1 protein-coding gene is annotated in these 393 nt (G+C 43.0%); it reads left to right on the top strand.

Annotated elements, in window-relative coordinates; all coding sequences use genetic code 11:
* Positions 1-240 (top strand): LytTR family transcriptional regulator DNA-binding domain-containing protein (locus NE664_15330; GenBank protein MCQ4728004.1); only part of this gene is annotated, 240 nt, incomplete at its 5' end.
* Between the last annotated feature and the right edge of the window lie 153 nt (positions 241-393).

The following is a 393-nucleotide window of genomic DNA, read 5'->3' as shown; positions in this document are numbered from 1 at the left end:
ATCTCTTCCAGACAGGGTGACTATACCTTTACCGGACGGATCAGCGCTGTGGAAGAGCAGACGGAAGGCCATGGATTTCTCAGGGTCCATAAGAGTTTCATTGTAAATCTAAAGCACGTTCACAATATTTTTAAGGATTCCGTAACATTAGATAATGGAGAAGTGATTCCCTTAAGCCGTCACCGCCACAGGGAAGTAAATCAGAAATTTTTAGATTATATGGAGGAGCAGATCATATGACGGTCTATTACCAGCTGGTGCTGGACACGATTCTTTCCTGTGCCGAAACACTGATTCTGTTTCAGATGTACCGCGCTTTTTTAAGGCGTAACTCCCGCCCCAACAAATACTATTATCTGGGGCTTTTTTCATATTTCGTTTTTCAGCTTGTCA

The organism is Anaerotignum faecicola, assembly GCA_024460105.1.
Taxonomy (GTDB): Bacteria; Bacillota; Clostridia; order Lachnospirales; family Anaerotignaceae; genus JANFXS01.
The sequence above is the reverse complement of the archived record's forward strand: the minus strand, read 5'-3'. Positions and strand labels throughout refer to the sequence as shown.